Here is a 13,525-nt window from a genome sequence, read left to right as displayed (position 1 = left end):
ACCAGCAAAAACGGGAAAGGACCATGATAAAAAACCTGGCGCGTATTGACCAGCTATTCACCTGGTTTATCAAATGGGGAAAAACCATGACTTTCAAAGGGGATAGTTTATGGGAGCCTGAAGACGCCGGATTTTTTATTGGTGGCGAAGGCTGAGGTAACGGTTTTGATATCATCATGTTAAATAACAGGTATTAAAAATACACATTAAGAGGAACAGCTTCCGCATTTAGGCGCAGCAGGGTTCCTGTTTTAACGCGATCTCTTTTTTTTAATTTCCCTCTCGACAGCACGTTTTTTTTCAGGTTATTTTCTAAGCATGCCACATCGGTGGCAGCGTCGCTCGGACGGTCCGGGCGCTAACGTTAATCTGAGGAATCTATGGCTGAATTCAGTCCTGAACGCCGTTTCACGCGTATCGATCGTCTCCCCCCTTATGTTTTCAATATCACTGCTGAACTGAAAATGGCTGCGCGTCGGCGCGGCGAAGACATTATTGATTTCAGCATGGGTAACCCCGACGGCCCTACGCCACCACATATTGTTGAGAAATTATGTACGGTTGCCCAGCGTCCCGATACGCATGGCTACTCAACGTCTCGCGGCATTCCCCGATTACGTCGTGCTATCTCCCGCTGGTACCAGGATCGCTATCAGGTGGATATTGATCCTGAAAGCGAAGCCATTGTTACCATCGGTTCGAAAGAGGGGCTGGCACACCTGATGCTGGCGACGCTGGATCATGGCGATACCGTTCTGGTGCCGAACCCAAGCTATCCAATCCACATCTACGGTGCGGTGATTGCCGGGGCGCAGGTTCGTTCTGTGCCGCTGGTCGAAGGGGTCGATTTCTTTAACGAGCTGGAACGTGCTATCCGTGAAAGTTATCCGAAACCAAAGATGATGATCCTCGGTTTTCCGTCGAACCCAACGGCACAGTGCGTCGAGCTGGATTTCTTCGAGAAGGTCGTCGCGCTGGCTAAACGTTATGACGTGCTGGTGGTTCATGATTTAGCCTATGCCGATATTGTATATGACGGCTGGAAAGCGCCTTCGATTATGCAGGTTCCGGGCGCACGTGATGTGGCGGTGGAGTTCTTCACCCTGTCGAAAAGTTACAATATGGCGGGCTGGCGCATTGGCTTTATGGTGGGTAACAAGACGCTGGTCAATGCACTGGCACGGATTAAGAGTTACCACGACTATGGCACCTTTACACCGCTTCAGGTGGCTGCCATTGCCGCCCTGGAGGGCGATCAGCAGTGTGTCCATGAGATTGCTGCCCAGTATAAACGCCGTCGCGATGTGCTGGTAAAAGGTTTGCATGAAGCTGGCTGGATGGTGGAAATGCCGAAAGCGTCCATGTACGTCTGGGCAAAAATCCCTGAGCCGTATGCAGCAATGGGGTCGCTGGAGTTTGCCAAGAAGCTGCTACAGGATGCGAAGGTGTGCGTCTCTCCGGGTATTGGCTTTGGTGATTATGGCGACACCCATGTGCGATTTGCACTGATTGAAAACAGCGACCGTATTCGTCAGGCGGTGAGGGGCATCAAGAGTATGTTCCGGGCCGACGGGCTTCTCTCATCAAAGAGCGTCGCTGAACATCCCGAGTTGTAACGACATAAAAAAACAGGAGCCAACGGCTCCTGTTTTTTTAACTGTGTTTGCTTTGCTAGATCATCAGGGCAAAGGTTCCGGCCCACACTAAAACAATCACCGAAATGCCCATAAAGAAATATTTCACGTTTCATCGCTCCGCGTATCTTATGGTACGCATTGAAAAACAGAGTCCACCTGATGATAGAGAGCTGAAATTGGGCGCTTACAATGCCGCTAACTCCAGCTCAGAATTCTGCGCTTCCCGCTGCCAGACGGCGCTAATGTACGCTTAAATATGAGGGGTGACAAGCGGGATTTTTTTAAATAATTTCCGTTACTTACGACTGTCGTGGAACGGCGACAGTTTGATTTCAGTACGCAATAAATAGGTGTTGAGCGACGTAAAGAAAAAACAGTTACTCAGGGCAATTACAGGTGATTGAAAAGGTTAGTTTCCTGGCGAAACTAACCTTCTGAACGGGCTTAAATATAGAGTGAGGATTCGCCAAGCGGACGCGTTTTAAAGCGGCGGTGCATCCACAGATACTGCTCAGGCGCGCGCATAATCTCTTTTTCAATCACTTTGTTGATAAACGCTGCGGCCTCACATTCCTTTTCCGGGTAGTTAGCCATTTCAGGCGAAATGTGCAGACGATAACCTGACTTATCCGCTTTTCTCACCATTGTCACGGTCAACATGGCGGAACCCGACAGACGCGAAATCACAAAGGTACCGTTGGTCGTGGCGACATCTTTAACCGCAAAGAAGGGGGCAAAGCTGCTGCCTTTACGTCCATAATCCTGGTCCGGGGCAAACCAGACGGCTTCGCCTTTCTTCAGGGCACCGACCATCCCGCGCAGGTTATTGCGGCTGATCATTGCCTTGTTGGAACGCATGCGACCGCGCGTTTGCACCCACTCCATCAGCGGGTTGTTGTGCGGGCGATAGGTTGCCATCATCGGCTGACACAGCCCCATCACGCGGCCACCCAGCTCCAGCGACATAAAGTGAACGCCAACAACCATCACGCCACGGTTTTGCATCTGCGCGCGTTTCAGGTTATCCAGGCCTTCCACATCAAACCATTTGCGGACACGCTCATCGGGCCAGAACCAGGCCATCCCGGTTTCAAGCAGCGCCATCCCGATTGATTTGAAGTTTTCAGAAATGAGTTTTTCACGCTCTTCGGCATTGTACTGCGGGAAGCAAAGTTCAATGTTTTTGCGCGCAATAGATTCACGACGTTTGAGGAAATAGCGAGATGCACTGCCCAGTTTTGAACCCAACAGACGCAGCACAGGGTAGGGCAGTTGCACCAACAACCAAAGAACGCCAAGACCAAACCATGTAAACCAGTAACGCGGGTGTAAAAACGCACGTTCAAATTTGGATTGAGACAAGATAGTGGAACCTATGTAAAGCCTGTAAAGGTAGCGCAGAATTCGCGATACGACGTGCCGATAAGACCGTTGTTCAAGGTGATGGTTGCAGGCTTTACCGAACTTTACGGCGTTGCCTGGCCACTGCTGACGTTGGGTGGGCGGCGTAATGTAGCACCGTTATACGATATGTGCTATTACTCGTTTTTGATTAAAAAAGCGGCAGTGTGAAAGGTGATTGATTTGTTTGTTTTTTAATCATGGACAGATACCCGATGGTACCTATCCATGTATTCATTAGAGTGATGTATTACGCGTTAAAAGCCGCATCTCCGGGTTGTACCTGCTTGTACCACGCCATCAGTTCGGCTGTTCCGGCTTCACCTTCGGCGGGAGCCCAGGCCGCGAAATCCTGTTCAGCAACGGGTTGATAGCCACCGTGTTTGACTTCAAAGATAACGCCACCGTGATCCAGCGACAGCACGGCGTGCCAGGTTCCCGCATCCATCTCCAGTGCCATACACTCTTCACCCAGTACGGTGCGGCGGGTGACGATACCGTTGTCGTCAAAATTCAGTACCACAAAGCGCCCGCTGAGGGGAAGCAACAGTTCAAAGGTATGCGGGTGACGATGGGGACGGATATAGGTACCTGGCTCCATCGCAATGGCCAGACGCTGAACGGCGTCGCTCAGTTCCGGGTGAAAATTACGATGAGCACGTAAGCGCGGAGAGTTTGCCGCTTCTTCACTTTGTTGCTTCAAATCGCTAAAGGTGATTTGTTTCATTTAAGCCGCCTGAAATGGATACAGAGTCAGTATGTTCGGGTTGAACGAAAGAGTGTACGGGAAGGGGGAAGAATAGTCATAGTCTTCTGCAAACTTCGGATTTAATTTTTAATTAATTGATAATTATGTGTGTATGAACCCTTCTGAAAATACCTGATTGCAAACATCTCATCCATGTAACGATTAATGTGCCTGTTCTCATGGATATGGTTTCCGAGACGATGGGTAACGTCGGTGCGGTTGTCGGGAATGGATTTTCCATCGAGCAGTATCAGCATGCGTCCAAGATCCGCCAGACGATCGCTCAGTCACCCCCAGTTAAGCCCAAATCCCCATCAGTCATATTTGGCCAGCCACATCACGATGATTTTCGCGCCAAATTTGCAGGGGCTGTTGGTGCGACAGCTTTTCTTAGTGAAGTGAATGCGGGGCATTTTACTAATGGTCGACAATTATCTGCTTCGTGTGGTCTGGTTCCCTGACAGCATAGTTTAGGCAGAAAAAACATCCTGTCATCCATGACTAAAAGCAGGAATCGTGGCCTCAGAACTCTAATCATTCATAGTGCCCGTTCTGTTATGCACTGGGCTAGGTATATGGCTGAAACGCCTTACCGAGTGAAGAGGCTAAATGAAAGCCACAATTGTGCTGGTCAATATACTAATACGTATCGTCTGGCGATTACTGGCCGAATAAACAACTCTTTGTATCGGAAGGGCTTTATTTTGGGGCTAACCATCGCTGTGCCTGAGGAACAGCGTTCCTCCTGAGTTTACAGGTTCTGATGAGAGAACGGTAAGCTCACCCTACAACAGCCTTAAGTGTGCTGAGGCAGTAACATACCTGTGTAGTGATAAGGAAACAGGGTGCGGATGACATCATGGCGCGGGTCATCAGCCCCACTAACGACGCCGGATATATGGCAGTAAACCGTATCAACCCGGGGCTTACACAACGCGGGACAGTAGAAAGCGGAGGTGATACATCGACAGAACTGGAAAAGTAACTCAAAAGTGTAGTTGCCAATTCTGACCTGGGTGGACTGGAACAACAATCGGCAATTGCTGGGACGGCTGGGCGACATCCCTCTGTCAGAAGCAGAGAAAACGTATTACGCTTTCCCTGGGAAAAAGTAACTGGCAGCCTTAGTCTCCGGACTTAATTTTCGCCATGAAATCCGGGGGCAATTAAGACAGCTTTCTGATTAAAAAGGCAATAGAGTTGATTAAAAGGAAGTTTCTGTTTCATCATTCAGCCCTTTAAATTTAGTGGAGAAATATTTTTTAAATATGCCTGAGAGGGTATAAAAAGGCACGGTGCCGCGTAATGACTTCGAAAGTGAGTTACAATCACGCAAGTGATACATTGTTCACATATTTATACCGTAGCGCATACTGAATGTTTGCAACACGGTGGAAGGATGATACAGTCCCTTCTGTTTACAACTCAGGATTGTTACTGGCTAACAGGCAAAACCTAAGTGTTCCGCGCAAGCGGTGCACTTAGGTTTTTTTTTGCCTGTCGTTAATGAGGAGGTACATTTAGACGCATTCTACCTATTAGTTTAACTTTATTTAAAGTAGCGTTTTGCGGTTATTACTGACCGCAGGGGTAGCTATTATCTGAAATAAAATGATAACGGGAAATATATAAATTTCCTGCCATCGGTTACGCATTGAATAAATAGGTCTCATTATGGCATATAAAAAAATACATTATAAGCTCTACGCACTTGCCTTATTGACGGTATCGCCATTCACAACGGCACAAGATTGGAACGGGACGGTACTGGGTTTTGAAGCTCCACCTGCCCCTGTATTGGGCGACATGCTCGGCATTCGTAAGATCCTCAACGACAATGGCTTTACCTACAATCTGGGATATCTGAACGAAATCGCCTGGAACGGTGGAGGCGGGTACAACCATGATTCACATGTGGCCTATATTGATCAGTTCGCGCTGACCTTCAATCAGGATCTAGAACGCTGGACCGGGATCCCTGATGCTCGTATTGAAGGGAATATTGTTAACCGTAACCATGATGACAACCTGACGACCAAACGTGTCCAGGATCCGCGCGTTCCGTTTAACGATCTGACCCAGGAGAGCTGGGGTGGGGGGTCCATTACTCGTCTGGGCTGGTTGACTTTTGCTCGGAGCTTTGATGATCGTCGCTTGACCTGGCGTGTCGGCATGATGAACAAAGTCCAGACATTCGACCAAATCATCCCTTGTGATTCCCAACTACTCTCTCAGTGCGGCGGTAAGTCTGCTTACTCACTGACCTGGAGCAACTGGAACATGCATACCTGGGGCACCACGCTGGAGTACAAAATTACGCCAACCGTGACCTTAAAAGGTGGGGTGATGGAGCAAAACCCGGATGCAACCAGCCGCAGTCATGCATGGAGTTGGTCGACGAAAGGCAGTAAAGGCGTATTGCTGCCACTAGAAATTGAAACCCGTCCTATCATCAATGGATTACCGGGGATTTACAACTTCGGTGTGCTTTACACCAATGCGCCGCAAACCGATCTCTATCGAGGGAAATCTGGTGGTGCCGGTGCTACCGATCCGAATGGTTATACGAAACATAGTGATACCTGGTTTATGTATACCGGTTTTAACCAGCAATTGACACAGCATGAAGGTGATCCAAATCGTGGCTTGAGCACCTCACTGAGCTTCAGCCTTGCAGACCAAAGTACGAACGTTATCCATTCCGTGCTGGCTTCCACGTTCCGCTACCGTGGACTGTTCGATGCTCGTCCGAACGACACCATCGGTATTGGTGCAACCTGGTTCAATGCGAGCAACGAGTTTGCGCATAATCAGCGGTATATGAATAGCATCAGCGGCATTTCTGACTACAACAATCTGGGTTATCGCCCTGTACCCGGCCACTCTATGAATGCTGAGATCTATTATCGCTTCCGTCCGGTTTCGTGGATCGAACTGCAGCCGGGTATTCAGTACTGGCATAACCCTGGTGGCGTTTCAGAGACCCAGGATGCCTGGGTTACAGAGCTGAAAACGGTGGTGACGTTCTAATACATAAACATCCAGTACAGCCAGAGTCGTCATGCTGTTTTATTACTGGCAAATAACAGAATGGGATTGTTACTGCACTATGCAGGCAAAACCTGAGCGCGTTCGCTGAATGTGGAACGTTCTTGGGTTTTTTTTTTTATTTTTCTACTCAGTCAGTCGGTGACTACGGACACCGGACGTAAGGAACATCATATGAAACATCAAGCGCTGGCGAAAAAAATCATCGACCACGTCGGTGGTAAAGAGAACATTAACAGTCTGGTGCATTGCGCCACCCGACTTCGCTTCAAATTAAATGATAACCAAAAAGCTAATGCTCAAGTGCTAAAGCAATGCCCGGGTGTGATTATGGTCGTCGAAAGTGGCGGTCAGTTTCAGGTCGTCATCGGGAATGATGTGGGTGATGTCTGGCAGGCTGTGTGTGTTGAAGCCGGTCTGATGGATGATGCCCCTGCAGCGAGGGAGAAAAAAGGTAATAAAAGTAGCATGCTGGGGCATGTGATTGACATTGTATCTGGGATTTTTACGCCCTTTATCGGCGTGCTGGCGGCCTCCGGTATTCTCAAAGGAATGCTGGCCCTGGCAGTTGTTTGCGGATGGTTAACCACCGATAGCGCTACCTATAAAATCTGGTTTGCTGCCAGTGATGCGCTGTTTTTCTTCTTCCCACTTGTGTTGGGTTACACCGCCGGGAAGAAGTTCGGTGGTAATCCGTTTATTACGATGGTAATCGGCGGCGCGCTGACCCATCCGCTGATGATTGATGCGTTTACAGCCAGTCAACAAGTTGGCGCTATCACGGAAACCTTCCTTGGCATTCCGGTAACCTGGTTCAACTACAGCGCGTCAGTGATCCCGATTATTCTCGCATCGTGGGTGAGTTGCTGGCTGGAGAAAAAGAGTTCAGTACTGCTGCCATCGTCCATGAAGAACTTTTTTGCGCCACTGATCTGCTTAGTGGTTACGGTACCGCTGACCTTCCTGATTATTGGCCCGCTGGCTACCTGGATTAGTCAGTTCCTCGCTAATGGCTACCAGTGGATTTATGTCCTTGCCCCTTGGCTGGCAGGTGCGGCAATCGGCGCACTGTGGCAAGTGTGCGTAATCTTCGGCCTGCACTGGGGTCTGGTCCCGCTGATGATCAACAACCTGGCTGTGTTGGGCCATGACACGATGCTGCCCATGCTGCTGCCAGCCGTGATGGGTCAGGTCGGCGCAGCGCTAGGGATCTTCCTGCGTAGCCGTGATGCCCGGCAGAAAATGCTGGCTGGCTCCTCCGTGACGGCCGGTATTTTCGGTATTACTGAACCTGCAGTGTACGGCGTAAACCTGCCACTCAGACGTCCGTTTATCTTTGGTTGCATCGCGGGGGCGGTAGGGGGAGCCATTGTAGGCTTCAGTAATACCCACGTGTACTCCTTCGGATTTGCCAACATCTTTACCATTGCACAGATGATTCCGCCGGGTGGCGTCGATGCCACTTTATGGGGGGGCATTATCGGCACGGTGGTGGCGCTGCTTCTGAGCTGCACAATGACGCTGGTTGCAGGACTGCCGGGGTTGAATGCACAAAATGCGGCGACAGGTTCGACCACGAGTGATGAAAATGAGCTCAAACAGCATCCATAAATAACGCCACAAACGCGATCTTAACGTTATACACCGGGAGGAGGGTCGCGACTGACCTTCTTCCCAATTGGCTTATTAAAGCAGGGGATTGACATGCGATACACATTAGCGATTGGATTCACCTTTATCTGTTGGGCTGGCCTGGCTCAGGCCGCTGACCCTGAAGTGAGGGTGACGGATGGACGTATTTTGGGAAGTGAACATCAAGGCGTTTATGCTTTTAAGGGCATTCCGTTTGCCGCACCACCCGTTGGGGCACTTCGTTGGCAGCCCCCGCAGCCAGTAACAGCCTGGCAAGGTGTTCGTTCGGCAAAACACTACGGAAAAGATTGTCTACAAGAACCGTTTCCAGGGGATGCCGCGCCGTTAGGTATAGGGTTTAGCGAAGATTGCCTGACGCTCAACGTGTGGCGACCGGCTAACGCCAGCGGCAAATTGCCTGTCATGGTCTGGATTTATGGCGGTGGGTTTGTCAATGGAGGCTCATCCCCTGCGGTGTATGCCGGAGACGCCTTTGCCCGCCAGGGTGTGGTGTTCGTCAGCTTTAACTATCGTGTGGGACGTTTTGGCTTTTTCGCCCATCCGGCACTCGCTAACGATCCACTGCGGGGTAACTACGGTCTGATGGACCAACTTGCCGCGCTGAAATGGGTCAAAAATAATATAACTAACTTCAATGGCGATCCGGACAATGTCACGCTATTTGGCGAGTCAGCAGGGGGCTTCTCCGTTAACAGCCTGTTGACCAGCAAAGAAGCGTCGGGTCTGTTCCAGAAAGCCATTATCCAGTCCGGCTCTGGTCGTCACAGTATCGTCCCACACCAGAACTGGCAGCAGGCAGAAAAAGCCGGTCTGGCATTTGCCGCCAAACACGGCGTCAACGGCAATGACGACAAGGCGCTGGAGGCGCTGCGACATCTTCCTGCCAACGAGGTGGTCAGTGGCCTTAATATGGCCACCATGCAAAGCCCGGATTACTCCGGACCGATGATCGATGGGCGTATTATCACCGCAGAACCGCACGAACTGTACAGTAAGGGGAAATTCAATAAAGTGCCGCTGATTATTGGTACAAACGACGCGGATATTGGTTTTGCACCACAGGTCACTGCACGAGAACAGGCGTTTGCTCCGTTTGCGGCTGACCTGCGCGGCAAAGCGGCCCAGGCTTATCGCGATATGTCACCGCAGCAGACTGCCAACGCCATTGCCAGCGATAGCTTTATGGTTGAACCGGCGCGCTATATGGCCCGGGTGTGGAGTGATAACCAGCTTCCTGTGTGGCAGTATCGTTTTGGTTACGTGGCGCAGGCACTGAGTGACCAGACGTCTGGCGCGCAGCATGCCAGTGAAATTCCGTATGTTTTTAATACACTAATGGCACGTTATGCCGATACGGTGAAACCGCAAGATCAGGCCGTGGCCGCCCAGCTTAATCGGTATTGGGTAAATTTTGCCAGGAGCAGCCAGCCCAATGAGAAAAATCTACCTGAATGGCCAGCTTTCAACCGTCAGGCAGACAACCTGTTGTTGATCCCTGCGGCAGGAGCGCAACAGACACGGACCCAGCGCGATCCGTGGCAAGAGAGACTGGATTTAGTCGAAACGCTGGTAAAGGAATAATGCATTTACTTTAGTTGGTAAGAATAAAAAATACCCCGTCAGCAATGATGGGGTATTTTTGTTTATGCGATTACGCTTTCAGCAACTTGCCGTGGCTGGCGATAATTCCTTTGTACCAGTAAAAGCTCTCTTTGCGACTGCGCGCCAGCGTACCCGAACCATCCTGCTGCAGATCAACGTAGATAAAGCCATAGCGTTTGCCAACTTCGGCTTTTGACGCGCTAATCAGATCAATTGGCCCCCACGAGGTGTATCCCATGAGTTCCACTCCATCTTCGATCGCTTCGCGTACCTGGACAAGGTGATCGTTGAGATAGCTGATACGATAGTGGTCGTGAATGCGACCCTCGTGGTCCGGTGTATCCTGGGCACCGAGCCCATTCTCAACGATAAATAGCGGTTTCTGGTAGCGATCCCAAAGAACGTTCAGCAGTGTGCGTAAGCCCACAGGATCTATTTGCCAGCCCCACTCGGAGCTTTCAAGATGCGGATTGGGTACCATATCGAGAATATTTCCCTGCAACTTCTCGACCAGTTCAGCATCTGCTGTGACGCAGCCAGTCATATAGTAACTGAAGGAGATAAAATCAACGGTGTGGCGTAACGCGTCATGATCCTGCGGCTCAATATGTAATGTGATGTCGTTTTCACGGAAAAAACGCTGCATATAACCCGGATAAGCCCCACGACACTGGATGTCGCCAAAGAACTGCCACTGTCGGTTGTCCAGCAACGTGGCAAAAACGTCTTCGGGTTTGCAGGTAAGCGGGTAGGTGAGGCCACCTAGTAGCATGTTGCCAATTTTGGCATCAGGAATAATGTCATGCAGTGCTTTAACTGCCAGGCCGCTGGCCACCAACTGGTGGTGGATCGCCTGGTATATCTCTGCTTTGCTACAGCCGTCTTGCAGGCCGACACCGGTTAACGGTGCATGCAGGGACATGTTGATCTCGTTGAACGTCAACCACAGTTTGACTTTGTGCTGATAGCGAGTGAAAACGGTACGGGCATAGCGCTCAAAGAAGGTGATGACGTCACGGTTTCCCCAGCCACCATAGTTTTCAACCAGCCACCAGGGCATCTCGTAATGCGACAAGGTTACCATTGGCTGGATATTGTGGCGCAGCATTTCATCAAACAAGTTGTCATACCATGCCAGTCCGGCCTCATTCGGCGTGTTTTCATCCCCCTGCGGGAAGATGCGGGTCCAGGCAATTGACACGCGCAAACAGGTGAAACCCATTTCGGCAAACAGCGCGATATCTTCCGGGTAACGGTGGTAGAAGTCGATGGCGACGTCTTTAATGCTGTGCTGACCTTCGTGGCGTGCGACAACGTTACCGAAAATACCGTTGGGCAGCATGTCTGATGTTGACACGCCTTTACCATCTTCCTGCCATGCGCCTTCAATCTGGTTTGCCGCCATTGCGCCGCCCCATAAAAATCCGTCCGGAAAAGTGTTGTTCATGGTGATCTCCTTTAAAATTAGCGTTTGACGCACAGGAACGGATCGCCAGCATTGACGTACGGTGTTTCATGCTGGTGTTCCAATCCGGCAAAGTCGTCACTGTTGCTCAAAATGATAGGGGTGCTCAGGTCAAAACCTTTACTGAGAATGGCTTCACGATCGAAGGTAATCAGCAGTTCACCGGGGTGAATCTTATCGCCCTCTTTAACATGCGCCGTGAAGTGTTCACCGTTAAGTTTGACGGTATCAATACCGACGTGAATCAGGATCTCAATACCGCTGTTGCTGAGTAACCCAATGGCATGGCGTGTTGAAAACAGGCTGGCAACTTCGCCACTGAAGGGGGCAACGACTCTTCCTTCTGACGGGATGATGGCTGCACCGGAACCCATCAGACCACTGGCGAAGGTGGCATCTGGCACTTCATCAAGTGCAATGGTGACGCCACTCAGGGGGGCAAGTACCATATTTTCATCGAGAGTTGCGGTAATGGTTGCCTGAATTGGCGTTGAAGTTGCTGATGTGGCTGGCTGGCCCGCAACAATGGTCATCAGACAGGCGAAGAGGAATGAAACACCCACACCGATAATGGCTCCCCAGACGGTGAAATCAAAACCGCTTGTCGGAATGATTTGTGCCAGAGTGAAGATACTGGCCAGCCCAAAAGAGTACACTTGGCTCAGGCTAAAGCCGACGATTGCGCCGCCGATGGCTCCCCCGACGCAACCAAAAATAAACGGGCGACGATAGGGTAGCGTTACACCATATACGGCAGGTTCGGTGATGCCAAAGACACCGGCAACAGCGGCTGAGCCGGACAGTGCTTTCAGACGCTGATCGCGGGTTTTGATGAAAACTCCCAGAGCAGCGCCGACCTGCCCAAATACGGCTGGCAGCAGGATAGCCAGCATGGGATCGTGGCCCACCACAGCCATGTTATTCATCATCAACGGGATCAGTCCCCAGTGCAGACCGAAGATCACGCACACCTGCCACAGGCCACCGAGAATGCTACCCGCCAGCCAGGGGGCGAATTTATAAATGGTCTGAAAACCGGCCGCCAGAAGTTCGCCAAGACCCGTTGCCAGTGGACCAATTACCAGAAAGGTTAATGGCACGGTGACGGACAGGCAGATAAGAGGTGTGAGGAAGTTTTTTACCGCAGAGGGCAGTACCTTGCTGCACTGGCGTTCCAGCCAGCAACAAAACCAGGCGGCAAAAATAACGGGAATTACCGAGGAGGCGTAGTTAATAAACACCACCGGGAGTCCGAGGAATGTCTCAGTTGCGCCATCTGCACTCGCGTGAAATGCGTTAATCATCATCGGGTGGATCAGGGCACCGCCGATCACCATAGTTAAGAAGGGATTGCCACCAAATTTTTTGCCGGCGGTGTAGCCGAGCACCATGGGCAGGAAATAAAACAATGCATCGCCGGAAGCAAACAGAATACGCCAGGTTCCGCTGTTTTCGGTCATCCAGCCGCAAACAAGACTAAGGGCGAGAAAACCTTTGAGGATACCGCAGGCTGCCATCACACCAAGAAATGGCGTAAAAATACCCGAAACTATATCGATAAATTTTGCCAGTAAACCACCTTTATTGTCTGATTGTTCTGTCCGGCTGGGGACATCATCGCTGATGCCGGCTACCTGGCAGAGGGCCAGCCAGACATCATGGACGTGGTTGCCAACAACAACCTGAAACTGGCCACCACTCTCGACGACCATAATAATGTCGGGATTGGCTTTCAGCGTCTCAGCGTCGGCCAGGCTGTCATCCTTAAGCTTAAAGCGAAGCCGGGTTGCACAGTGCACCACGCTGTTGATGTTTTCGCCACCGCCAACGTGGCGCAAGATATCGCTGGCCAGTTCCTCAAATTTCATGTTCATTCATCTTATCCGTACTGAGATCTTTAAAACCGAGTACCGAACGGCCAACCGCCGGTACTACAGGTTTTGCCCGCCTGCGAAATCATTATGCGTCGGG

The 13,525-nt window shown here is 50.7% G+C and carries 10 protein-coding genes and 2 pseudogenes; 6 read left to right on the top strand and 6 right to left on the bottom strand.

The genetic code is table 11. The features are described 5' to 3' along the window. Positions 1-23 precede the first annotated feature (23 nt). The gene (locus tag ACJ9N4_RS06775) at positions 24-155 is read left to right on the top strand and encodes a hypothetical protein (protein WP_269062536.1); all 132 of its coding nucleotides are present in this window, start codon (positions 24-26) and stop codon (positions 153-155) included. Between the two features lie 225 nt (positions 156-380). Then, positions 381-1,616, top strand: a complete 1,236-nt coding sequence (gene alaC, locus ACJ9N4_RS06770) for an alanine transaminase (protein ID WP_182272182.1) — start codon at positions 381-383, stop codon at positions 1,614-1,616. Between the two features lie 55 nt (positions 1,617-1,671). Here the strand turns inward: alaC and ypdK are convergent, their stop codons facing one another. The 4 genes and pseudogenes from ypdK to ACJ9N4_RS06750 form a co-directional block, all read right to left on the bottom strand. After that, positions 1,672-1,743, bottom strand: a complete 72-nt coding sequence (ypdK, locus tag ACJ9N4_RS06765) for a membrane protein YpdK (protein WP_099458937.1) — start codon at positions 1,741-1,743, stop codon at positions 1,672-1,674. A 338-nt stretch (positions 1,744-2,081) separates the two neighbouring features. Continuing rightward, positions 2,082-3,002 carry a kdo(2)-lipid IV(A) palmitoleoyltransferase gene (gene lpxP, locus ACJ9N4_RS06760; RefSeq protein WP_182274552.1) on the bottom strand — a complete coding sequence of 307 codons (921 nt, stop codon included), beginning with the start codon at positions 3,000-3,002 and terminating at the stop codon, positions 2,082-2,084. 286 nt (positions 3,003-3,288) lie between these two features. Then, positions 3,289-3,765 (bottom strand): WbuC family cupin fold metalloprotein, encoded by a 477-nt coding sequence (locus tag ACJ9N4_RS06755; RefSeq protein WP_411500358.1) that lies wholly within the window; start codon positions 3,763-3,765, stop codon positions 3,289-3,291. A gap of 134 nt (positions 3,766-3,899) precedes the next feature. After that, positions 3,900-4,166: pseudogene (locus ACJ9N4_RS06750) on the bottom strand (DUF4942 domain-containing protein); the annotation flags it as partial. Positions 4,167-4,645: 479 nt separating this feature from the next. Between ACJ9N4_RS06750 and ACJ9N4_RS06745 the strand changes: the two are divergent. The 4 genes and pseudogenes from ACJ9N4_RS06745 to ACJ9N4_RS06730 all read left to right on the top strand — a co-directional run bounded on the left by ACJ9N4_RS06745 (position 4,646) and on the right by ACJ9N4_RS06730 (position 10,068). Next, positions 4,646-4,771: a hypothetical protein gene (locus ACJ9N4_RS06745; protein WP_269475509.1), complete on the top strand. Its 126-nt coding sequence runs from the start codon at positions 4,646-4,648 to the stop codon at positions 4,769-4,771. A 689-nt stretch (positions 4,772-5,460) separates the two neighbouring features. Next, positions 5,461-6,816 carry a carbohydrate porin gene (locus tag ACJ9N4_RS06740; RefSeq protein WP_182918726.1) on the top strand — a complete coding sequence of 452 codons (1,356 nt, stop codon included), beginning with the start codon at positions 5,461-5,463 and terminating at the stop codon, positions 6,814-6,816. 192 nt (positions 6,817-7,008) lie between these two features. Beyond that, positions 7,009-8,421: pseudogene (locus ACJ9N4_RS06735) on the top strand (PTS transporter subunit EIIC); the annotation flags it as partial. 117 nt (positions 8,422-8,538) lie between these two features. Next, positions 8,539-10,068: a carboxylesterase/lipase family protein gene (locus tag ACJ9N4_RS06730; RefSeq protein WP_182918725.1), complete on the top strand. Its 1,530-nt coding sequence runs from the start codon at positions 8,539-8,541 to the stop codon at positions 10,066-10,068. Positions 10,069-10,138: 70 nt separating this feature from the next. On the opposite strand, the gene ACJ9N4_RS06725 is transcribed toward ACJ9N4_RS06730, so the two are convergent. Together ACJ9N4_RS06725 and bglF are read right to left on the bottom strand one after the other, a co-directional pair. After that, positions 10,139-11,536 (bottom strand): glycoside hydrolase family 1 protein, encoded by a 1,398-nt coding sequence (locus tag ACJ9N4_RS06725; protein ID WP_182918724.1) that lies wholly within the window; start codon positions 11,534-11,536, stop codon positions 10,139-10,141. A 17-nt stretch (positions 11,537-11,553) separates the two neighbouring features. Continuing rightward, the gene (gene bglF / locus ACJ9N4_RS06720) at positions 11,554-13,422 is read right to left on the bottom strand and encodes a PTS beta-glucoside transporter subunit IIABC (RefSeq protein ID WP_182920055.1); all 1,869 of its coding nucleotides are present in this window, start codon (positions 13,420-13,422) and stop codon (positions 11,554-11,556) included. Positions 13,423-13,525: the final 103 nt, after the last annotated feature.

Source organism: Enterobacter sp. LM3 (assembly GCF_046622475.1).
GTDB classification, from domain to species: Bacteria; Pseudomonadota; Gammaproteobacteria; order Enterobacterales; family Enterobacteriaceae; genus Enterobacter; species Enterobacter cloacae_P.
The sequence above is the reverse complement of the archived record's forward strand: the minus strand, read 5'-3'. Positions and strand labels throughout refer to the sequence as shown.

Bases quoted from the DNA above. Each gene is read 5' to 3' on its own strand.
- ACJ9N4_RS06775 (WP_269062536.1), top strand. From the start codon at position 24: ATGATAAAAAACCTGGCGCGTATTGACCAGCTATTCACCTGGTTTATC.
- alaC (WP_182272182.1), top strand. From the start codon at position 381: ATGGCTGAATTCAGTCCTGAACGCCGTTTCACGCGTATCGATCGTCTC.
- ACJ9N4_RS06755 (WP_411500358.1), bottom strand. From the start codon at position 3,765: ATGAAACAAATCACCTTTAGCGATTTGAAGCAACAAAGTGAAGAAGCG.
- ACJ9N4_RS06745 (WP_269475509.1), top strand. From the start codon at position 4,646: ATGGCGCGGGTCATCAGCCCCACTAACGACGCCGGATATATGGCAGTA.
- ACJ9N4_RS06740 (WP_182918726.1), top strand. From the start codon at position 5,461: ATGGCATATAAAAAAATACATTATAAGCTCTACGCACTTGCCTTATTG.
- ACJ9N4_RS06730 (WP_182918725.1), top strand. From the start codon at position 8,539: ATGCGATACACATTAGCGATTGGATTCACCTTTATCTGTTGGGCTGGC.
- ACJ9N4_RS06725 (WP_182918724.1), bottom strand. From the start codon at position 11,536: ATGAACAACACTTTTCCGGACGGATTTTTATGGGGCGGCGCAATGGCG.
- bglF (WP_182920055.1), bottom strand. From the start codon at position 13,422: ATGAAATTTGAGGAACTGGCCAGCGATATCTTGCGCCACGTTGGCGGT.